Source organism: Streptomyces sp. C (genome assembly GCF_000158895.1).
GTDB classification, from domain to species: Bacteria; Actinomycetota; Actinomycetes; order Streptomycetales; family Streptomycetaceae; genus Streptomyces; species Streptomyces racemochromogenes.
In genome coordinates this window covers 3,919,802-3,940,750 of the sequence record NZ_GG657750.1, presented here as the reverse complement: position 1 = coordinate 3,940,750, position 20,949 = coordinate 3,919,802, and the positions used below count along the sequence as shown (strand labels likewise).

The 20,949-nt window shown below is 71.0% G+C and carries 17 protein-coding genes and 2 tRNA genes; 15 read left to right on the top strand and 4 right to left on the bottom strand.

Features of this window, described 5'->3' with window-relative positions; all coding sequences use genetic code 11:
• Window positions 1-326 precede the first annotated feature (326 nt).
• The 11 genes from dnaA to SSNG_RS17585 all read left to right on the top strand — a co-directional run bounded on the left by dnaA (window position 327) and on the right by SSNG_RS17585 (window position 14,907).
• The gene (dnaA, locus tag SSNG_RS17630; RefSeq protein ID WP_007265228.1) at window positions 327-2,126 is read left to right on the top strand and encodes a chromosomal replication initiator protein DnaA; all 1,800 of its coding nucleotides are present in this window, start codon (window positions 327-329) and stop codon (window positions 2,124-2,126) included.
• 864 nt (window positions 2,127-2,990) lie between these two features.
• Window positions 2,991-4,121: a DNA polymerase III subunit beta gene (gene dnaN, locus SSNG_RS17625; RefSeq protein ID WP_007265226.1), complete on the top strand. Its 1,131-nt coding sequence runs from the start codon at window positions 2,991-2,993 to the stop codon at window positions 4,119-4,121.
• 195 nt (window positions 4,122-4,316) lie between these two features.
• The gene (gene gnd, locus SSNG_RS17620; protein WP_007265225.1) at window positions 4,317-5,192 is read left to right on the top strand and encodes a phosphogluconate dehydrogenase (NAD(+)-dependent, decarboxylating); all 876 of its coding nucleotides are present in this window, start codon (window positions 4,317-4,319) and stop codon (window positions 5,190-5,192) included.
• Between the two features lie 85 nt (window positions 5,193-5,277).
• The gene (recF, locus tag SSNG_RS17615; RefSeq protein WP_007265224.1) at window positions 5,278-6,414 is read left to right on the top strand and encodes a DNA replication/repair protein RecF; all 1,137 of its coding nucleotides are present in this window, start codon (window positions 5,278-5,280) and stop codon (window positions 6,412-6,414) included.
• Entirely contained in the window at window positions 6,411-6,938 is a 528-nt protein-coding gene (locus SSNG_RS17610) for a DciA family protein (RefSeq protein WP_007265223.1), read from the top strand. The genes recF and SSNG_RS17610 overlap by 4 nt, the downstream gene beginning before the upstream one ends.
• Before the next feature lie 500 nt (window positions 6,939-7,438).
• Complete coding sequence (gyrB, locus tag SSNG_RS17605; RefSeq protein ID WP_042803691.1) at window positions 7,439-9,460, top strand: DNA topoisomerase (ATP-hydrolyzing) subunit B; 2,022 nt, start codon at window positions 7,439-7,441, stop codon at window positions 9,458-9,460.
• A gap of 45 nt (window positions 9,461-9,505) precedes the next feature.
• Entirely contained in the window at window positions 9,506-12,130 is a 2,625-nt protein-coding gene (gene gyrA / locus SSNG_RS17600; protein ID WP_007265221.1) for a DNA gyrase subunit A, read from the top strand.
• A gap of 3 nt (window positions 12,131-12,133) precedes the next feature.
• Window positions 12,134-12,895, top strand: a complete 762-nt coding sequence (locus SSNG_RS17595) for a DUF3566 domain-containing protein (RefSeq protein WP_042801251.1) — start codon at window positions 12,134-12,136, stop codon at window positions 12,893-12,895.
• A gap of 95 nt (window positions 12,896-12,990) precedes the next feature.
• A tRNA-Ile gene (locus SSNG_RS17590) sits at window positions 12,991-13,064 on the top strand.
• A 144-nt stretch (window positions 13,065-13,208) separates the two neighbouring features.
• Window positions 13,209-13,343, top strand: a complete 135-nt coding sequence (locus SSNG_RS43895) for a DLW-39 family protein (protein ID WP_208809277.1) — start codon at window positions 13,209-13,211, stop codon at window positions 13,341-13,343.
• A 193-nt stretch (window positions 13,344-13,536) separates the two neighbouring features.
• Window positions 13,537-14,907 carry a hypothetical protein gene (locus SSNG_RS17585; RefSeq protein ID WP_042801249.1) on the top strand — a complete coding sequence of 457 codons (1,371 nt, stop codon included), beginning with the start codon at window positions 13,537-13,539 and terminating at the stop codon, window positions 14,905-14,907.
• Between the two features lie 199 nt (window positions 14,908-15,106).
• Here SSNG_RS17585 and SSNG_RS17580 read toward each other — a convergent pair whose 3' ends face one another.
• Window positions 15,107-16,258 (bottom strand): serine/threonine-protein kinase, encoded by a 1,152-nt coding sequence (locus SSNG_RS17580; RefSeq protein WP_007265217.1) that lies wholly within the window; start codon window positions 16,256-16,258, stop codon window positions 15,107-15,109.
• Window positions 16,259-16,289: 31 nt separating this feature from the next.
• Window positions 16,290-16,838 (bottom strand): transcriptional regulator, encoded by a 549-nt coding sequence (locus SSNG_RS17575; protein WP_007265216.1) that lies wholly within the window; start codon window positions 16,836-16,838, stop codon window positions 16,290-16,292.
• Between the two features lie 161 nt (window positions 16,839-16,999).
• Between SSNG_RS17575 and SSNG_RS17570 the strand changes: the two genes are divergently transcribed.
• Window positions 17,000-17,072 (top strand) — tRNA-Ala (locus SSNG_RS17570).
• Window positions 17,073-17,145: 73 nt separating this feature from the next.
• Here SSNG_RS17570 and SSNG_RS17565 read toward each other — a convergent pair.
• Window positions 17,146-18,591: an MFS transporter gene (locus SSNG_RS17565; RefSeq protein ID WP_042801247.1), complete on the bottom strand. Its 1,446-nt coding sequence runs from the start codon at window positions 18,589-18,591 to the stop codon at window positions 17,146-17,148.
• 130 nt (window positions 18,592-18,721) lie between these two features.
• On the opposite strand from SSNG_RS17565, the gene SSNG_RS17560 reads away from it, so the two are divergent.
• Together SSNG_RS17560 and SSNG_RS42995 are read left to right on the top strand one after the other, a co-directional pair.
• Entirely contained in the window at window positions 18,722-19,204 is a 483-nt protein-coding gene (locus SSNG_RS17560; RefSeq protein WP_007265214.1) for a MarR family transcriptional regulator, read from the top strand.
• A gap of 111 nt (window positions 19,205-19,315) precedes the next feature.
• Window positions 19,316-19,795 carry a LysM domain-containing protein gene (locus tag SSNG_RS42995; RefSeq protein ID WP_007265213.1) on the top strand — a complete coding sequence of 160 codons (480 nt, stop codon included), beginning with the start codon at window positions 19,316-19,318 and terminating at the stop codon, window positions 19,793-19,795.
• 66 nt (window positions 19,796-19,861) lie between these two features.
• Here the strand turns inward: SSNG_RS42995 and SSNG_RS17550 are convergent, their stop codons facing one another.
• On the bottom strand, window positions 19,862-20,545 hold the full coding sequence (locus SSNG_RS17550; protein ID WP_042803689.1) for a DUF5324 family protein: 684 nt from the start codon (window positions 20,543-20,545) through the stop codon (window positions 19,862-19,864).
• Window positions 20,546-20,720: 175 nt separating this feature from the next.
• On the opposite strand from SSNG_RS17550, the gene SSNG_RS17545 reads away from it, so the two are divergent.
• A partial coding sequence (locus SSNG_RS17545) for a peptidylprolyl isomerase (RefSeq protein WP_042801245.1) occupies window positions 20,721-20,949 on the top strand: 229 nt, incomplete at its 3' end.

Here is a 20,949-nt window from a genome sequence, read left to right as displayed (position 1 = left end):
TACATCGCCTGGCTGTCACCGTGCGCCCACGAGGAACTCGCGTGTTCGCCCGAGTGGACACCGCTAAATGATCACAAACAGTGATCTTCGCCCATCGGTAGGCAGGCGGCAGCAGCCATCGACAACTCGACCTCGTTACGGTACGCGCGGCTACGCCATCCGGTCAAACCGAGCGTCCCCTGCCCCACACTGTGCACAGGCTGTGGACAACGACTTGAACCCTACCCACCGGCCTGACTACCGTTGCCTGATCCCGGATTTTTTGTCCCGACCGTCCCAAAGAACCACACATTCGTGGGACCGGGACCTGTGAGAGAGCGTGCTCTGTGGCTGACGTACCTGCCGATCTTGCCGCAGTGTGGCCACGCGTGCTCGAGAAGCTGCTCGGGGAGGGCCAGCAGGGGATCGAGCCCAAGGACAAGCAGTGGGTGGAACGATGCCAGCCGCTCGCCCTCGTCGCCGACACCGCCCTGCTCGCCGTCCCCAACGAATGGGGCAAGCGGGTCCTGGAGGGCCGTCTCGCCCCGCTCATCAGCGACGCCCTGAGCCGCGAGTGCGGCCGGCCGATCCGGATCGCGATCACCGTGGACGACTCCGCGGGTGAGCCCGCGCCGCCGGCCCCGCCCGCTCCGTCCCCGCGCGAGGGGTACGAGCCGTACGGCGGCCAGCGCCCCGGCGCCGGCGAGGACCAGCTCCCGGCCGCGCGCCCCGCCTACCCGGAGTACCAGCAGCCGCGCCAGGAGCCCGGCTCCTGGCCCCGCGGCGGCCAGGACGAGTACGGCTGGCAGCAGCAGCGCCTCGGCGGCTTCCCCGAGCGCGACCCCTACGCCACCCCGCAGCCCGGCTACCTCCAGCAGCCCGAGCCCGGCGGGTACGACCAGGGCGGCTACGAGTCCTCTTCCTCCTACGAACCCCAGAAGTACGAGCCCCAGAAGTACGACTCCCCGTCGTACGAACCCCAGCCGTACGAGCCCCAGGGCTACGAGCCGCAGCAGTACGAGCAGCCGTCCCCGCGCCCCGCGCCCGGCCGGCCGACGCCCGCGCCCCCGCCGTCGGCGCCCTCCGGCGGCTCCACCTCGGGTCCCCTGGAGCCGACCGCCCGGCTGAACCCCAAGTACCTCTTCGACACCTTCGTCATCGGTGCCTCCAACCGCTTCGCGCACGCCGCCGCGGTGGCCGTCGCCGAGGCGCCGGCGAAGGCGTACAACCCCCTTTTCGTCTACGGGGAGTCGGGCCTCGGCAAGACGCACCTGCTGCACGCCATCGGGCACTACGCGCGGAGCCTCTACCCCGGCACCCGCGTGCGGTACGTGAGCTCGGAGGAGTTCACCAACGAGTTCATCAACTCCATCCGCGACGGCAAGGGCGACGCCTTCCGCAAGCGGTACCGGGAGATGGACATCCTGCTCGTCGACGACATCCAGTTCCTCGCGAGCAAGGAGTCGACGCAGGAGGAGTTCTTCCACACCTTCAACACGCTCCACAACGCCAACAAGCAGATCGTCCTCTCCTCCGACCGGCCGCCCAAGCAGCTCGTCACCCTGGAGGACCGGCTCCGCAACCGCTTCGAGTGGGGCCTGATCACCGACGTCCAGCCGCCCGAGCTGGAGACGCGGATCGCGATCCTGCGCAAGAAGGCCGTCCAGGAGCAGCTCAACGCCCCGCCGGAGGTACTGGAGTTCATCGCCTCCCGCATCTCGCGCAACATCCGCGAGCTGGAGGGGGCGCTGATCCGCGTCACCGCCTTCGCGAGCCTGAACCGGCAGCCGGTGGACCTCGGGCTCACCGAGGACGTCCTCAAGAACCTGATCCCGGGCGGCGAGGACAGCGCGCCCGAGATCACCGCCTCCGACATCATGGCGGCCACCGCCGACTACTTCGGACTGACCGTGGACGACCTGTGCGGCTCCTCGCGCAGCCGGGTCCTCGTCACCGCCCGGCAGATCGCCATGTACCTGTGCCGGGAGCTCACCGACCTGTCGCTGCCGAAGATCGGTGCCCAGTTCGGCGGGCGGGACCACACCACCGTCATGCACGCGGACCGCAAGATCCGCGCCCTGATGGCGGAACGGCGCTCGATCTACAACCAGGTCACGGAGCTCACCAACCGCATCAAGAACGGCTGACGCGGGCCTCACGGGGGCCGGCTGGCGGTCCCTCAAACCTCAGGACAGGGCGCTTCCGGATCGAACCGGGGGCGCCCTTCTTCGTCCGTGCGCCCCTGCTCTGTTCGAATGCGCCCCCGGGAGGGCCCGTCATCCACAGATTCCCCGGTTTTCTTCCGTCCACAGCCTGAGGACAGTCCACATCGCCCACAATCTGTCCACAGGGGCGGCTGTTGAGGAACCATCAGGGCAGGTCAACCCCCTGTGGAATTGTGAGCAAGCGTCATCCACAGGCTGTGGACAGAAGAATCATCCACAGGCTCATCCACGCCTCTGTCCACCGCCGACCCACAGGTTCTCGCATCCTGTGCACAGGTTCCCGGCGGTTCTCCACACCGTTGTCCACTGTTCGGCAACAGCACACCCCCGGTCACCGCCCCGAGTGAAAGCGGTCACACGGATGTCGACGTTTGCCCTGTGGACTTCTGGGGAAAAGCTGGGGACACACCTGTGGAGTAGTGAGGGTCACCTGGGGACGGCCTGTGCAGAACTTTCCGTTCTCCACAGACACCCCCGGTTGTCCACCGGTCCCACCCACAGGGTGTGGGGATAAAAAACGCGGGCTGACCTGGGAGAACGGGCTTATCCACCGTTTCCACAGGCCCTACTACTACCCCCATGGAGAGTTAGGCCGGTTTCGGTTTTCAAGCGGGCCCTGTGCACAACTCGCCGGACGGCCGTCCCGCCTCCTCGCTCCCGACTTGACCGCCAACCGCGACGACTGTCGGCGCCGTACGTCAGACTGGTCCCCGGCATCGGTCGAGGCATCGACGGGCCGACGACGAAGGCCGGCAGACGAGCGAGCAACAGCAGGAGGCGGTTCCGGTGAAGATCCGGGTGGAGCGCGACGTACTCGCGGAGGCGGTGGCCTGGGCTGCACGCAGCCTCCCGGCCCGGCCGCCGGTGCCCGTACTCGCGGGCCTGCTGCTGAAGGCCGAGGAGGGCACCCTGTCCCTCTCCGGCTTCGACTACGAGGTCTCGGCCCGCGTCTCCGTCGAGGCGGACGTGGAGGAGGACGGCACCGTCCTCGTCTCCGGCCGGCTCCTCGCCGACATCTGCCGCGCCCTCCCCAACCGCCCGGTGGAGATTTCCACAGACGGTGTACGGGCGACCGTGGTCTGCGGCTCCTCGCGGTTCACACTCCACACCCTGCCTGTGGAGGAGTACCCGGCGCTCCCGCAGATGCCGACCGCGACCGGCACCGTGCCCGGCGAGGTCTTCGCCTCCGCCGCCGCGCAGGTCGCCATCGCCGCCGGCCGTGACGACACGCTGCCCGTGCTGACCGGTGTCCGCATCGAGATCGAGGGCGACCGCGTCACCCTGGCCTCCACCGACCGCTACCGCTTCGCGGTCCGCGAGTTCCTGTGGAAGCCGGAGAACCCGGAGGCCTCGGCCGTGGCCCTGGTGCCCGCCAAGACCCTCCTGGACACCGCCAAGTCGCTGACCAGCGGCGACACCGTCACCCTGGCGCTCTCCGGCTCCGGCCAGGGCGAGGGCCTCATCGGCTTCGAGGGCGCGGGCCGCCGCACCACCACCCGCCTGCTCGAAGGCGACCTGCCGAAGTACCGCACCCTCTTCCCGACGGAGTTCAACTCCGTCGCCGTGATCGAGACCGCCCCGTTCGTCGAGGCCGTCAAGCGCGTGGCCCTGGTCGCCGAGCGCAACACGCCGGTCCGCCTCAGCTTCGAGCAGGGCGTGCTGATCCTGGAAGCGGGCTCCAGCGACGATGCACAGGCTGTGGAGCGCGTCGACGCGAACCTGGAGGGCGACGACATCTCGATCGCCTTCAACCCCACGTTCCTGCTGGACGGCCTGAGCGCCATCGACTCGCCCGCCGCCCAGCTCAGCTTCACCACGTCCACCAAGCCCGCGCTGCTCAGCGGCCGGCCCGCGGTGGACGCGGAGGCCGACGAGGCCTACAAGTACCTGATCATGCCGGTCCGCCTCTCCGGCTGACCCGCTCCCGCCGTACACCGGCCCCGGGCCCGGTCTCGCAGCCGCGAGTACCGGGCCCGGCGCCGTCCGGAGCGGCCCGCAGCCATGGCCCGGCGTAGGCTCGGACCCGGCGGGCGACCCAGGAAAACCGTCCGGAACCCACCGGTACCGGGGAAGCCCCGTACAGACGGCCCCAACGCTTAAGGAACCCACCTGATGGAGCTCGGTCTCGTCGGTCTCGGCAAGATGGGCGGCAACATGCGCGAGCGCATCCGCCGCGCAGGCCACACCGTCATCGGATACGACCGCAACCCGGACCTCGCCGATGTCCACAGCCTGCAGGAGCTTGTGGACAGCCTGCAGTCCCCCCGCGTCGTGTGGGTGATGGTCCCGGCCGGGGCCGCGACGCAGTCCACCGTCGACGAGCTGGCCGAGCTGCTCTCCCCCGGCGACATCGTCGTCGACGGCGGCAACTCGCGCTGGACCGACGACGAGAAGCACGCCGAGGAGCTCAAGGCCAAGGGCATCGGCTTCGTCGACTGCGGCGTCTCCGGCGGCGTCTGGGGTCTGGAGAACGGCTACGCGCTGATGTACGGCGGCGACGAGAAGGACGTCGCCGTGGTCCAGCCGATCTTCGACGCCCTCAAGCCCGAGGGCGACTTCGGTTCCGTGCACGCCGGCAAGGTCGGCGCGGGCCACTTCGCGAAGATGGTCCACAACGGCATCGAGTACGCCATGATGCAGGCCTACGCCGAGGGCTGGGAGCTCCTGGAGAAGGTCGACTCGGTCACCGACGTCCGCGAGGTCTTCCGGTCCTGGCAGGAGGGCACGGTCATCCGTTCCTGGCTGCTGGACCTCGCCGTCAACGCGCTGGACGAGGACGAGCACCTCGACCAGCTCAAGGGCTTCGCCCAGGACTCCGGCGAGGGCCGGTGGACCGTCGAGGCGGCCATCGACAACGCCGTGCCGCTGCCGGCGATCACCGCCTCGCTGTTCGCCCGGTTCGCGTCCCGCCAGGACGACTCGCCGCAGATGAAGATGATCGCCGCGCTGCGCAACCAGTTCGGCGGCCACGCGGTCGAGAAGAAGTAAGCGCACCACAGCACGACAGCAGCAGAGCAACACAGCAACACCGCACCACAGAGCACAGCAGGAAGCCGGGGGAGGTCGGCGCCGTATGCACGTATCGCATCTCTCGTTGGCCGACTTCCGCTCGTACGCCCGGGCCGAGGTCCCCCTCGCCCCGGGCGTCACGGCTTTCGTGGGCCCCAACGGCCAGGGCAAGACGAACCTCGTCGAAGCCATCGGCTACCTGGCCACCCTGGGCAGCCACCGCGTCTCCTCGGACGCCCCGCTCGTCCGCATGGGCGCCGACCGCGCGGTCATCCGCGCCGCCGTCACCCAGGGCGAACGCCAGCAGCTGGTCGAGCTCGAACTGAACCCGGGCCGCGCCAACCGCGCCCGCATCAACCGGTCCTCGCAGGTCAGACCCCGCGACGTGCTGGGAATCGTACGCACGGTGCTGTTCGCCCCGGAGGACCTCGCCCTGGTCAAGGGCGACCCCGGCGAGCGGCGCCGCTTCCTCGACGAGCTCGTGACGGCCCGCTCCCCGCGGATGGCGGCGGTCCGCTCCGACTACGAGCGCGTCCTCAAGCAGCGCAACACCCTCCTGAAGTCCGCCGCGATGGCCCGCCGCCACGGCGGCCGCTCCATGGACCTGTCCACCCTCGACGTCTGGGACCAGCACCTCGCGCGCGCCGGCGCCGAGCTCCTCGCCCAGCGCCTCGACCTGATCGCCACCCTGCTGCCGCTCGCCGACAAGGCGTACGAGCAGCTCGCGCCCGGCGGCGGCCCGCTCGCGCTCGCGTACAAGTCCTCCGCGGGCGACCCGGTCGACAACGGCGCAGCCCGCACCCGCGAGGAGCTCTACGAGGTCCTGCTCGCCACCCTGTCCCAGGTCCGCAAGCAGGAGATCGAGCGCGGGGTGACCCTGGCCGGCCCCCACCGCGACGACCTCCTGCTGCGCCTCGGCGACCTCCCCGCCAAGGGGTACGCCAGCCACGGCGAGTCCTGGTCGTACGCGCTGGCCCTGCGCCTGGCCTCGTACGAGCTGCTGCGCTCGGAGGGGGCGGAGCCGGTGCTGATCCTCGACGACGTCTTCGCGGAGCTGGACGCGCGCCGCCGCGAGCGGCTCGCGGAACTGGTGGCCGGCGGGGAACAGGTACTGGTGACGGCGGCGGTCGACGACGACGTCCCGGGCGTGCTGACGGGCACCCGCTTCGGGGTGTCCGGCGGTGAGGTGACCCGGCTGTGACCGACGGCGACCGGCACGAGCGCAAGGCTCCGGAGCCCTCCGGGGTGGACCTGGCCCGCCAGGCCCTCGCGGCCGCGCGCGAGCAGGCCCGCGCGCGGGGCAACGCGGTGGGCGGGAAGCAGCGCCGACAGCAGCCCGGGCTGCGCTCGGGGGCCCGCGCCGACGGCCGGGACCCGATGCCGCTGATGGCCGCGCTGGACCGGCTGCGGACCGAGCGCGGCTGGGAGATGCCGATCGCGGTCGCCGGGGTGATGGAGCGCTGGGCGGAGATCGTCGGCCCGGAGATCGCGGCGCACTGTGAACCGGAGCGCTACGAGGAGCGTGAACTCCTCGTGCGGTGCGATTCCTCGGCCTGGGCCGCGCAGCTGAAGCTGCTGGCCCCGCAGCTGGTGGCGCGGCTGAACGCGGAACTGGGGCAGGGCACGGTCCGGCTGATCAAGGTGCAGGGACCGGGCGGGCGCCCCAAGCGGTACGGGCCGTGGCGGGCCCCGGGCAGCACCGGCCCCGGCGACACCTACGGCTGACCGGGTCCCGGCCCCCGGCGGTCCCGGCCCCGGCCGGTTCCGGCCCCGGCCGGTTCCGCGACCGTACGGGTTCCGGCCAGCGGCGACGGCCCGCGCGAGGCCGCCGCACGGTCCGCACACGGCCGCCGCCAGGCCTGTGACGGGCCTGGCGGCGCCCTCCGGCGGGCCCCTCGGAGCCCCCTTCACGGGCCGGTCCGGAGCGTCCCGGCGGGGCCGGCGCGGGTGGCGTCCCTCACGGTAGTGGGAGGTTGACAGGCCGAAGCGCTGGACGCCCGCGTGAGCCTCTTTGAGCCCCTCCCCGAATATGGGGAGTCTCGGAGAGGAGGTTCAGGGCGGCACATGCGGACTCAGGCACCGGCAAACCCCCATTCGTGTCAGTGGTACCGGTAGACTGGAAGCAATCCCGCCCGATCCGCGGGAGACAGCACGACAACGCAGACAACGCAGATCGACGCGGCCGCTCCCGCCGGCGCACACGCTGGTCCGGAGTACGGGCTGCGCTGTGCCAGAAAGGGCGCTTCGTGGCCGATTCCGGCGACTCCAACGAGAAGAATTACGACGCCAGTGCGATCCAGGTCCTCGAGGGCCTGGACGCAGTGCGCAAGCGGCCGGGTATGTACATCGGCTCGACGGGCGAGCGTGGTCTGCACCACCTCGTCTACGAGGTCGTCGACAACTCGGTCGACGAGGCGCTGGCGGGACACGCGGACACCATCGACGTGACGATCCTCGCCGACGGCGGGGTGCGCGTGGTCGACAACGGCCGAGGCATCCCGGTCGGCATCGTGCCGTCCGAGGGCAAGCCGGCCGTCGAGGTCGTCCTGACCGTCCTGCACGCGGGCGGCAAGTTCGGCGGGGGCGGCTACGCCGTCTCCGGCGGTCTGCACGGCGTCGGCGTGTCCGTCGTGAACGCCCTGTCGACCAAGGTCGCGGTCGAGGTCAAGACGGACGGCCACCGCTGGACCCAGGACTACAAGCTGGGCGTCCCGACGGCCCCGCTGGCCAAGAACGAGGAGACCGCCGAGACCGGTACGTCGGTGACGTTCTGGGCCGACGGCGACATCTTCGAGACCACCGAGTACTCCTTCGAGACGCTGTCGCGGCGCTTCCAGGAGATGGCCTTCCTCAACAAGGGCCTGACCCTGACGCTGACCGACGAGCGCGAGTCGGCGAAAGCCACCGTCGGCGCGGACGACCCCGACGCGGACGCGGCGGAGCCCAGCGCCCGCACGGTGAAGTACTTCTACGAGGGCGGCATCGTCGACTTCGTGAAGTACCTCAACTCGCGCAAGGGCGAGCTGATCCACCCGACCGTCATCGACGTCGAGTCCGAGGACAAGGAGCGCATGCTCTCGGTCGAGATCGCGATGCAGTGGAACTCGCAGTACACCGAGGGCGTGTACTCCTTCGCGAACACGATCCACACGCATGAGGGCGGCACCCACGAAGAGGGCTTCCGCGCGGCGCTGACCGGCCTGGTCAACCGCTACGCGCGTGACAAGAAGCTGCTCCGCGAGAAGGACGACAACCTCGCCGGCGAGGACATCCGCGAGGGTCTGACGGCGATCATCTCGGTCAAGCTGGGCGAGCCCCAGTTCGAGGGCCAGACGAAGACCAAGCTGGGCAACACGGAGGCCAAGACCTTCGTGCAGAAGGTCGTCCACGAGCACCTGAACGACTGGTTCGACCGCAACCCGGTCGAGGCCGCGGACATCGTCCGCAAGGCCATCCAGGCGGCGACGGCGCGCGTCGCGGCCCGCAAGGCCCGTGACCTGACCCGCCGCAAGGGCCTGCTGGAGAGCGCCTCGCTGCCGGGCAAGCTGTCCGACTGCCAGTCGAACGACCCGACCAAGTGCGAGATCTTCATCGTCGAGGGCGACTCCGCCGGCGGCTCCGCGAAGTCCGGCCGCAACCCGATGTACCAGGCCATCCTGCCCATCCGCGGCAAGATCCTGAACGTCGAGAAGGCCCGCATCGACAAGATCCTCCAGAACACCGAGGTCCAGGCGCTGATCAGCGCCTTCGGCACCGGTGTGCACGAGGACTTCGACATCGAGAAGCTCCGTTACCACAAGATCATCCTGATGGCGGACGCCGACGTCGACGGCCAGCACATCAACACCCTGCTGCTGACCTTCCTCTTCCGCTTCATGCGCCCGCTGGTCGAGGCCGGTCACGTGTACCTGTCCCGCCCGCCGCTGTACAAGATCAAGTGGGGTCGCGACGACTTCGAGTACGCGTACTCGGACCGCGAGCGCGACGCCCTGGTCGAGCTCGGCAAGCAGAACGGCAAGCGCATCAAGGAAGACTCGATCCAGCGCTTCAAGGGTCTGGGCGAGATGAACGCCGAGGAGCTGCGCGTCACCACCATGGACGTGGACCACCGCGTGCTCGGCCAGGTCACGCTGGACGACGCGGCTCAGGCCGACGACCTGTTCTCGGTGCTGATGGGTGAGGACGTCGAGGCGCGGCGCTCCTTCATCCAGCGCAACGCCAAGGACGTCCGCTTCCTCGACATCTGAGTCGGCCCGACGCTGACCGCCGCCTGAAAGGATTCCTGACCAGCAATGGCCGACGAAACCACCCCCACCGCCGAAGGTTCCGCGGAGGAGCAGCCCGTGCTGCGCATCGAGCCCGTCGGGCTCGAGACGGAGATGCAGCGCTCCTACCTCGACTACGCGATGTCCGTCATCGTCTCCCGCGCCCTGCCCGACGTACGCGACGGCCTCAAGCCCGTCCACCGTCGTGTGCTGTACGCGATGTACGACGGCGGCTACCGGCCCGAGAAGGGCTTCTACAAGTGCGCCCGCGTCGTCGGCGACGTCATGGGCACGTACCACCCGCACGGTGACAGCTCCATCTACGACGCCCTGGTCCGCCTGGCCCAGCCGTGGTCGATGCGCATGCCGCTGGTGGACTCCAACGGCAACTTCGGCTCCCCGGGCAACGACCCGGCGGCCGCCATGCGCTACACCGAGTGCAAGCTCATGCCGCTGGCCATGGAGATGCTCCGGGACATCGACGAGGAGACCGTCGACTTCCAGGACAACTACGACGGCCGCAACCAGGAGCCCACCGTCCTGCCGGCGCGGTTCCCGAACCTGCTGGTCAACGGCTCCGCCGGTATCGCGGTCGGCATGGCCACCAACATCCCGCCGCACAACCTGCGCGAGGTCGCGGCCGGCGCCCAGTGGGCGCTGGAGCACCCGGAGGCCTCGCACGAGGAGCTCCAGGACGCGCTCATCGAGCGCATCAAGGGCCCGGACTTCCCGACCGGCGCCCTCGTCGTGGGCCGCAAGGGCATCGAGGAGGCGTACCGCACCGGGCGCGGCTCCATCACGATGCGCGCCGTGGTCGAGGTCGAGGAGATCCAGAACCGCCAGTGCCTGGTGGTCACGGAGCTCCCGTACCAGACCAACCCGGACAACCTGGCGCAGAAGATTGCCGACCTGGTCAAGGACGGCAAGATCGGCGGCATCGCCGACGTCCGCGACGAGACCTCGTCCCGGACCGGCCAGCGCCTGGTGATCGTGCTCAAGCGCGACGCCGTGGCCAAGGTCGTGCTGAACAACCTCTACAAGCACACCGACCTGCAGACGAACTTCGGCGCGAACATGCTGGCGCTGGTGGACGGGGTGCCGCGCACCCTGTCGATCGACGCGTTCATCCGCCACTGGGTGCAGCACCAGATCGAGGTCATCGTCCGCCGTACGCGCTTCCGTCTGCGCAAGGCGGAGGAGCGGGCCCACATCCTGCGCGGCCTGCTCAAGGCGCTGGACGCCATCGACGAGGTCATCGCCCTCATCCGGCGCAGCAACACGGTCGAGATCGCGCGCGAGGGCCTGATGGGCCTCCTGGAGATCGACGAGATCCAGGCGAACGCGATCCTGGAGATGCAGCTGCGCCGCCTGGCCGCCCTGGAGCGCCAGAAGATCGTCGCCGAGCACGACGAGCTCCAGGCGAAGATCAACGAGTACAACGCGATCCTGGCCTCGCCGGAGAAGCAGCGCTCGATCGTCAGCGAGGAACTGGCCGCGATCGTCGAGAAGTACGGCGACGACCGCCGCTCCAAGCTGGTGCCCTTCGACGGTGACATGTCCATCGAGGACCTGATCGCCGAAGAGGACATCGTCGTCACCATCACGCACGGCGGCTACGTCAAGCGCACCAAGACCGAGGACTACCGCTCGCAGAAGCGCGGCGGCAAGGGCGTACGCGGCACGAAGCTGAAGCAGGACGACCTGGTCGACCACTTCTTCGTCTCCACCACGCACCACTGGCTGCTGTTCTTCACGAACAAGGGCCGCGTGTACCGGTCCAAGGCGTACGAGCTCCCGGACGCCGGCCGCGACGCCCGCGGCCAGCACGTGGCGAACCTGCTGGCCTTCCAGCCGGACGAGAAGATCGCCCAGGTGCTCGCCATCCGCGACTACGAGGCGGCGCCCTACCTGATCCTGGCCACCAAGGGCGGCCTGGTGAAGAAGACGGCGCTCAAGGACTACGACTCCCCGCGCTCGGGCGGTGTCATCGCGATCAACCTCCGGGAGACCGGCGCCGACGGCGCCGACGGCACTGCCGACGAGCTGATCGGCGCCGAGCTGGTGTCCGCCGAGGACGACCTGCTGCTCATCAGCAAGAAGGCGCAGTCGATCCGCTTCACGGCGACCGACGAGGCGCTGCGTCCGATGGGCCGTGCCACTTCCGGTGTGAAGGGCATGAGCTTCCGCGAGGGTGACGAACTGCTGTCGATGAGCGTTGTCCGGCCGGGTACGTTCGTCTTCACCGCCACCGACGGCGGCTACGCGAAGCGGACGGCGGTGGACGAGTACCGGGTCCAGGGCCGTGGCGGTCTGGGCATCAAGGCGGCGAAGATCGTCGAGGACCGCGGTTCGCTGGTCGGCGCGTTGGTGGTCGACGAGTCGGATGAGATCCTCGCCATCACGCTCGGCGGTGGTGTGATCCGCACGCGCGTCAGCGAAGTCAGGGAGACCGGCCGTGACACCATGGGCGTCCAGCTGATCAACCTGGGCAAGCGCGATGCCGTGGTCGGCATCGCTCGTAACGCCGAGGCCGGTCAGGAAGCTGACGAGGCCGACGAGATCGAGTCAGAGATCGAGGCCGCGGCGGCCGACGCACCGGCCGCCGGGGCGGCCGGGGGCACGGAGCCCTCGGTCGGGGAGCACGAGGAGTAAGTCGTGAGTGGAGCCACGGGCGCCGGACCGGCCAAGACTGGAGCGAACGGTGCCCGTGGCCCCGCCGCGGACTCCCAGGGGGGAACCGTGACGGACACCCGAGAACCGGAACCCAAGCCGGCGGCGCAGAGCAAGACGCAGCCGAAGGCGAAGGAGACGGCCGAGGACCAGGCCACCGAGAACCAGGCCGGCACCAAGGACCAGGTCAAGGACCAGGTCAAGGACCAGCCGAAGGACCAGCCGAAGGACCAGCCCAAGGCAGTGGCCAAGGACCAGCCCAAGGGGCCGGTCAAGAACCGGGCCGGGCAGCCCCAGAAGCCCCCGCAGGCCTACGCCGCGCCCACGGGCCCGGGTGCGCAGCGCGGGGCCGTCCCGGGGGTCCGTACGGCCCCCAGGACGCGCAAGGCGCGGCTGCGGGTGGCGAAGGCCGACCCGTGGTCCGTGATGAAGGTCAGCTTCCTGCTGTCGATCGCGCTGGGCCTGTGCACCGTCGTCGCGGCGGCGGTGCTGTGGATGGTCATGGACGCCATGGGCATCTTCTCGACCGTCGGCGGCACCATCAGCGAGGCGACCGGGTCGAACGAGGGCAACGGGTTCGACCTCCAGTCGTTCCTGTCGCTGCCGCGCGTGCTGATCTTCACCTCGGTGATCGCGGTGATCGACGTGGTGCTGATGACGGCTCTGGCGACGCTGGGTTCGTTCATCTACAACCTGTCGGCGGGCTTCGTGGGCGGCGTGGAGCTCACGCTGGCCGAGGACGAATGACCCGCTGACTGACCTGCGGGAAAGCCCCACGGGAGCGGATTTGGGTTCCACTGCGTCTGTGCGCTAATCTTCAGGAGTCAGCGCGCAGGCGCGGAGGGGCTATAGCTCAGTTGGTTAGAGCGCATCCCTGATAAGGATGAGGCCACAGGTTCAAATCCTGTTAGCCCCACAGAGTCGAAGACCCCCAGGCCAAGGCCTGGGGGTCTTCTTCGTTGGGCCGTCCGGGGTGGTCCCAGGTAACCGATCGGTATCGGTCGGTGTGTATTGTTGGCGGCCAGAAGTCCCCAACGTCTACGAAAGACGAGGTCGCGCCGTGAAGAAGCTGCTCCTGGTCGCACTGGCCGCCATCGGCGGGCTCCTCGTGTACCGCCAGATCCAGGCGGACCGTGCCGAGCAGGACCTGTGGACGGAGGCAACCGACTCCGTGCCCTCTGGTTCCGGTGTGTGAGCCCCACGATTGATTCCATGAAGCCCCGGCTGCCGCTGCTGCCGGGGCTTCGTGCTGTTCCGGCGGCAAGTCCGGCCGGGGGAAGTCCGGTCGGGGGAAGTCCGGTCGGGGAGGTCCGGTCGGGGAAGTCCCGGTCGGGGAAGTTCAGTTACGCAAAGATTATGGTTGCTGTAGCGAATTTGGGGTGGGTGTGATGGATCGGGTGCGGCCCGGGCTCCGGACGGCGTCGGCCGGGGCGGCGGCCCTGGGGCTGCTGGCGCTCTCGGCGGGGCTGCCCGGGATGGCCTACGCGGCCCCGGCCGCCGGGCCGTCGGGAGGGCCGTCGGCGGCGGTCTCCGGGCCGGGCGGGGCCCTGCCGGAGTACCGGCCCGCGGCCGGTGCCAAGCCGGTGCGGGGTGCGTCCTCGACGGCGGACGCCCCGCTGCTGGAGGCCGGTACGCCCTACGAGGACACCCTCGGTCCGGGCGAGCGGGTCTACCGGCTCGGCCTCGACGACGCCTCGACCGTCTACGTCTCCGCCGTGCTGCGGCCGCCCGCGGGTGCCAGGGTCGGCTACGGGGACCACCTGGAGGTCGAGGTCATGACCAGCGGCGGCCGGGCCTGCCCCCGCAACCCCGGCCGGGCGTCCTTCGGTTACGACCCGGTCCCGCTCGGCGCGGTGGGCCAGCGGAGGCTGGCGGAGGACGCCGAGTGCCAGGGCGCGGGCACGTACTACGCGAAGGTCACCCGGACCGCGGGCAAGGACTCCGACCGGGCGGCCTGGCCGGTGGAACTCCTCGTCATGCGCGAGCCGGCCCCGGCCGCCGGCACCGCCCCCACCGCCGCGCCCAGCGTCCGGCCCTCGGCCTCCCCGGCCCTGCCGGGCACGAACCCGGTGGCCCGTACCGGAGGCACCGGCTTCAACGACGCGCGCGCCGTGGGTCCGGGGGTGTGGCGCGACCACCTGCGGCCCGGCCAGACCCGGTTCTACCGGGTGCCGCTGGACTGGGGGCAGCAGCTGGGGATCGGCGCCGAGGTGGCCGGGGCGCGGATGACCAAGGAGTACGGCTCCGCCTCCGAAGGGCTCACCGTCGCGCTGTACAGCCCGTACCGGGGGCTCGTGGACGCCGAGGGCACCTCGTACGACGGGAAGCAGGCGGCGCTGACGCTGCCGAAGACCGCGCCGGTGGCCTACGAGAACCGCTTCTCCAGCGTGCGGGAGGTGGAGCCGGTCCGGGTCGCCGGCTGGTACTACATCGCCGTCACCCTGGGCGGGAAGGTCCGGGAGTTCACCGAGGACGCGACGCCGGTGCCGCTCACGCTGCGGATGGAAGTGACCGGCGGCCCGGCCAAGGCCCCGGCGTACGAGGAGGGCCTGGCCGCGGCCGGGTTCGGGGTCGGCGCCGCCGACCGGGCCGCCGCGAAGGAGGGGCTCACCGCCCCGGAGGCGGCGGCCGCGCGGGACGACGCCTCGGCGATGCGGGTGGTGGCCGGGGCCGGCTTCGGGACGGGGGCGGTGCTGCTGCTCGTGCTCGGGGGATGGATCCTGCTGGCCCGCCGGGGCGGGGCGGCGGGCACCTCCTAGGGGGTGTCCGCAAAGTGGCGCCGTCCGCCCGGAGGGCGGGCCCCGCGTCTCCCCCAGCTACCGCTGGGAGGTGCCCCCAGGTGCGTGCTCTCGGCGTGCCGGGCGGAAGCCCGCGTACTGGACGTACTTGGGCTTTCGTCCGGTGCGGCGAGAGCGCGTGCCGGGCGTCGCGGGGCAGGCGAGACTTTGCGGGCGCCCCCTAGAGCCGCGTCAGGGCCCAGACGCCGACCGCGAAGCACAGCAGGGCCGCGGTGAGGATGCCGGCGGTGACCTTCGCCGGGGGCGGGGCGATCCGGCCGGACCGGACGGCCCGCGGCGCCGGGGACGCGGCGGGCGGGGTGGCCGCGGGAGGCGCGACCGCGGGCGGGGTCAGGTGGAAGCCGCTCGTCTCCGGGGAGGCCGCGGCGGGCTGCCCGGGACCGTACGCGGCCGGCGGCGGCCCGAAACCCACCGGTGCTGCTGCGGCGGCGACTTCAGGCCCCTGGGGGCCGAAACCGGCCGGAAGCGGACCGAGTTGGTCGAACACCTCCACCGGCTCCTCGCCGGGCACGGGGTCGGGCAGCAACTGGGCGGCCTCGGCAAGGGCCTTGCGCGCCCCTGTGGCGGTCCGGAACCGGTTCCCGGGGTCCGGTTGCAGGAGGTTCGAGATCACGCCCCACAGGGGCGCGGGGACGCCTTCGGGGGCGTCCGGCGTGCCGTGCGCCCCGAACCGCTCCACCAGCGCCTGCGCGTCGGGCTTGCGGCCCAGCAGGAGGTACAGGGCGACCAGGCCGACGGCGAAGAGGTCCGCGGGGAAGTCGGGCTCCCCACCCGCGAGTTGTTCCGGGGCGAAGTAGCCCGGGGTGCCGACGACGAAGTCGGTCTCCGTGAGCCGGGGCTCGCCCTTGCGCATGGAGATCCCGAAGTCGGACAGCCGCAGGTGCGGCCGCCCGGTTCCGGTGGCCTCCATCAGGATGTTGGCCGGTTTGATGTCGCGGTGCACGACGCCCTCCGCGTGCACCGCCGCCAGCCCCGACAGGAGCTGGTCGAGCAGCGCGCACACGAAACGGGGCGGCAGCGGCCCGTAGTCCGCGATCACGTGGGCCAGGGAGCCGCCGGCGACGAGGTCCATGGTGAACAGGACCTTGTCGTCGTCCGCCGCCCAGCTGGCGGGGGCCAGGACGTGCGGGTGGTCGATGCGCAGGGCCTGCTCGCGCACGAACCGCAGGAGCATGTGGGCATCGCCCTGGAGGAGGACCTTCGCGGCGACGTACTTTCGGCGGCGCCGGTCCCACGCCCGCCAGACGGCGCCCGCGCCGCCCCGCCCGATCGGATCGACCAGCTCGTACCGGCCGGCGAAGACCTCACCCATGGCTGCGCCCGTCCCCCGTCACCCGCGTGTGTCAGTTCTGGTGGGCCTCGTAGTGGGACACCGCCTCGGAGGTGCGGCCCGCCCCGTAGACCCGGAGGAACTCTGCCAGTTCCGGGTGGGTGGGGGCGAGTGTGTCCGCCGCCTCGATGATGTCGCCGGCCGCGGCGACCGAGCGCAGCAGCGACTGGATCTCGCGGACGACGCGCTTGACGGTGGGGGCTCCGGAACCGGTGCTGGTCTGGCCGCTGTTGCTGAGGACGGAGCCGCCCTGGGTGTTCTTGATCTCGTCCATCCGGTCGGTGGCCTCGGCGGCGCTGACGCTGCCGTCCGCCACCTGGCCGGCGAGGTCCTGGAGGGCCTGGACCCGCTGGACCACGGCCGGGTTGCCGATCTTGGCGCGCTGCCCGCTCATCAGCTGGGACAGCATCGGCGCCGAAAGCCCGAGCACGGCAGCGAGGCGGGCCTGGTTGAGACCGAGGTCATCTATGAGCCGACGGAACAGCGCGCCGAGCGGCTCCCCGTACCAACTGCGCTGGAGTTCCCGGGCTCTGGCCGTGGCCTCCTGCTGTACTGCGTCCACTCTTCCTACTCCCCTTCGCTGGTGCGAACCTCGCGAGCATCTTACGGAGCGTGGTCGCGGGGCGGGAGTCCCTATCATTTTGCGGGATGCGGGGGTGCACCGGGTACTCTGTCCTGCGGAACGGACACTCCTTCCCGGGGGACGTCCGCGTCCAGTTGCTCGGGGCCTTAGCTCAGTTGGTAGAGCGCTGCCTTTGCAAGGCAGATGTCAGGAGTTCGAATCTCCTAGGCTCCACTTCAGGAAAGCCCCCCTGACCAGCGCAAACGCTGGTCAGGGGGGCTTTTTTCGTGGGCGCGGCGGGCCGTGTTCAGCGGGTCCGCGGGGAGCGCAGGAGGGCGGCCGCGACGGCGGTGGCCGCCAGCAGGAGGCCGGCGCCGGTGGCGAAGGCCAGGTGGTAGCCGGAGGTGAGGGCCTCGGGCCGGGCGGTACCGGCGGCCGTCAGGGCCTCGGTGCGCGAGGCGGCGAGGGTGGACAGGACGGCGACGCCGAGGGCCATGCCGATCTGCTGCGTGGTGTTGAAGAGGCCCGAGGCCAGCCCGGCGTCCCGCTCGTCGGCGCCCGACATCCCCAGGGTGGTGAGCGCGGGCAGGGCCAGGCCGAAGCCGGAGGCCAGCAGCATCACGGGCAGCAGGTCGGTGACGTAGTCGGCCCGCACCGGCAGGCGGGTCAGCAGGGCGAGGCCGGCGACCAGCAGGGCGAGGCCGGTGAGCAGGACGCGGCGCTCGCCGAAGCGGGCGATCAGCTTCGCCGCGCCGCCGAGGGAGATGCCGCCGATCGCCAGGGCGGCCGGCAGCATCGCGAGGCCGGTCTCCGCGGCTCCGTAGCCCCGGACCTGCTGGAGGTAGAGGGCCACCAGGACCTGGAAGGAGAACAGCGCGGCCACCATCAGCACCTGGACCAGGTTGGCGCCGGCCACGGTGCGCGAGCGGAGGATCCGCAGGGGCATCAGCGGGGTGCGGGTCCTGGCCTGGCGCAGGGCGAAGCCGGCGAGCAGGGCCAGGGAGAGCGCCCCGAGGCCGAGGGTGTGCGCGGAGGTCCAGCCGTACTCCTCGACGCGTACGACGGCGTAGATCCCGGCCATCAGCCCGGCGGTGACGAGTACGGCGCCCGGTACGTCGGCACCGGCGCGCAGTCCGAGCCCCCGGTCGGCGGGGAGCGCGGGCAGGGCGGCCAGCAGGGCTGCGATGCCGATGGGCAGGTTGATGAAGAAGATCCAGTGCCAGTCGAGGGCGTCGGTGAGGACCCCGCCGAGCACCTGCCCGAGGGAGGCCCCGGCCGCTCCGGTGAAGGAGAACACGGCGATGGCCCTGGCGCGTTCGCGGGTCCCGGGGAAGAGGGTGACGAGGATCCCGAGGCTGACGGCGGAGGCCATGGCGCTGCCCACGCCCTGGAGGAAGCGGGCGGCTATGAGCAGGGCGGGGGACCCGGCGAAGGCGGCGAGCAGCGAGGCGGCCGTGAAGACGGCGGTGCCCGCGAGGAACATGCGCCGGCGGCCGATCAGGTCGCCGAGCCGGCCGGCGAGGAGCAGCAGGCTGCCGAAGGCGATCAGGTAGGCGTTGACGACCCAGCTGAGGCCGGCGGGGCTGAAGCCGAGGTCGTCCTGGATGGCCGGCATGGCGACGGTGACGATGCTGCCGTCGAGGACGGTCATGAGCATGCCCGTCGAGAGCACGGCGAGGGCGGTGCGGCGCGAGCGCGGGCCGCGGGCCGGAGCGGCCGCCCCGGCGGGGGATTCCGTAACTGCGGTGGTCATGGGTCTCTCCGGTTCGTCGTCGGCGGGCATCGGCGGGCGTCGGCGGGCCATTCAGCTGGAACTGATATGACCGTAGCAGATGGTTTTGTTGCAGACTATTTTTTTCGGATCGAATTGTTAGGCTGGTCCCATGACTGCGATGGGATCCACCTCGACCGAGCCCGACCTGTCCTTCCTCCTGGACCGCACCAGCCACGTCCTGCGGACCCGGATGGCCTCGGCCCTCGGCGAGATCGGGCTGACCGCCCGCATGCACTGCGTCCTCGTGCACGCGCAGGAGGAAGAGCGCACACAGGCCCAGCTCGCCGAGATCGGCGACATGGACAAGACGACGATGGTCGTGACCGTCGACGCCCTGGAGAAGGCCGGACTGGCCGAGCGCCGGCCCTCCACCAAGGACCGGCGGGCCCGGATCATCGCGGTCACCGAGAAGGGTGCCGCCGTCTCCGTGGAGAGCCGGCGGATCGTCGACACGGTCCACGCCGAGGCCCTCGCCGACCTCGCCGAGGAGGACCGCGCGTGTCTGCTGCGGGTCCTCGGACGCCTCGCGCAGGGGCCGCTGGCCGTGCCCGCCGAGACCTCCCGCCCGGCCCGGCGCGCCCGGCAGCAGTAGCCGCCGGCGTCCCCCGTACGGCCCAGTCACCCGGCCGTGCGGCCGACGGTGGACGACAGTGGGGGGAGGTCATGAGGCCAGGGGGGCAACAGCACGCCGGAGGCGCACGCAATGGGACTCTTCGATTTCCTGAAGTCGGACAAGAAGAAGGAACACGAGGCCGCGGAGAAGGCGAAGCGGGAGATGGAGCGGCAGGGGCCGAAGACGGGCTCCGACATGGGCTCCAAGTACGCGGACTCCTACGCGGACGCCGCCTCCGCCACCAAGGCGGCCGCCGAGCGGATGGCCGCCGCCGCTCCGCCCAAGGCGGCGACCCCGCCGGCGGCCAAGCCCATGGCGCCCGCAGCGCCGAGCCCCGCCTCGGCGGCGCACAAGGCCGTCCCGGTGTCGCCGAAGCAGGCGCCGAAGCCGACGCAGGCCGCCACGAAGCGCACGTACACCGTCAAGCCCGGCGACTCGCTCTCCGCGATCGCCCGCCGCGAGCTCGGCAACGAGGCCCGCTGGCGCGAGCTGTACGCCATGAACCGGGGCGTGGTCGGCTCCAACCCGGACCTCATCCGGCCGGGGATGGTGCTGACCCTGCCGAACTAGCGCGGTGCACGCGCGAGGGGCCCGGATCCGCGAGTGGATCCGGGCCCCTCCTGCACGCGGTGCGGGTCAGGCGCTCTTGCCGCCGTTCGACTCGCGCTCCTTCTCCGCCAGCTCGTCGTCGAAGGAGGCCGGGGCGGCGTCCTGCGCGGACAGCTCGGTGGCCGCCGGGGGCTCCACCAGCCAGTCCGGGTTCGACTGCTGGTCCCACCACTTCCACGCCGCGAAGGCGCCGCCCGCCAGGAGCCCCACCAGCGCGGCTCCCTTCACCCAGCGGCCGCACCGCGCCTTGCGCTCGTGCCGCCGCACCAGGCGCTGCACCTCCTTCGCCGAGACCTGGCCGCGCAGCGCCGCGAGGGCCGCCGTCGAACGGGACGCGGCCTCCTCGGCCATCGGCCGGCTCGCCGCGAGGGCGCTCTCGAACCGGGGCGCCGTGTAGTCGGCCGCCTGGCGCGCGGCGAGGCGCGTGTGGTGGACGGCCTTCACCGCTGCCCGGTCCACGTTCGGGGGCACGTGCGTGCGCGCCGCCTGCATCCTGGGATGAAAGTGGTTGTCGTACGCCGCGCGCGCGTGCAGCGAGGCCTGGCCGGCCGCGTGGGAGACCTTGGGCGCCAGCCGCTCGTTCGCCTCGTGCGCGTAGTGCGCGGCCGCGTCCCTGGCGGTCTCCGCATACGGCGCCACCACTTCCGCTGCGTGCTTCACGGCGTCCTTGGCGTTCTCGGCGGCCAGGCGCACATGGTCCTTGCGGGTCACGGGATCCTCCTCCTCGGTGGCGGACACAGCTCACCTTTCCACCCTTTGTCGGATCATGCCCCCCGCAGCGCCGCCCGCGCATGCGCGACAGGGCATACGGGTGGAGGATTTCCGTGGCCTTCCGCCCTCCGTGGGAGGATCGGGGCCGACAGTGATGACTATGGAAGGCAGATCCGTGGCCGAGAAGCTCTACGCCACCCTGAAGACCAACCACGGCGACATCGAGATCGAGCTGCTGGAGAACTTCGCTCCGAAGACCGTCCGCAACTTCGTCGAGCTCGCCACGGGCAAGCGTGAGTGGACCCGTCCCACCGACGGCCAGAAGACCACGGCCCCGCTCTACGACGGCACCGTACATATCCACCGCGTCATCAGCGGCTTCATGATCCAGGGCGGCGACCCGC